The 370-nt window shown below is 53.8% G+C and carries 1 protein-coding gene; it reads right to left on the reverse strand.

What is annotated here, in order from left to right:
• A partial coding sequence (locus tag AC55NX_RS20890; protein ID WP_496997477.1) for an FAD-binding protein occupies positions 1–370 on the reverse strand: 370 nt, incomplete at both ends.

Here is a 370-nt window from a genome sequence, read left to right on the forward strand (position 1 = left end):
GCCGAGTTCCATATATTTATTTTTCGGTTGGCCGACGGGCGTTTCCGGTCCCATGCCGTAATCTTGCAGATAACGGTAGCCGTTTTTGTTGACGATAATCCCGCCTTCACCCCGACACCCTTCGGTCATCAGGATCCCGGTACCGGGCAGGCCGGTCGGGTGATACTGGACAAACTCCATATCGCGCAGCGGCACACCGTGACGATAAGCCATTGCCATACCGTCACCGGTGACAATGCCACCATTGGTATTACAATGGTAAACGCGGCCTGCACCACCAGTGGCGAGAATAACGGATTTCGCTTTAATGGCGACTAACTCACCTTCTGCCATATGAATGGCAATCAGCCCCTGTACTTGACCGTCATCC

Source organism: Vibrio rubrogenes (assembly GCF_059641415.1).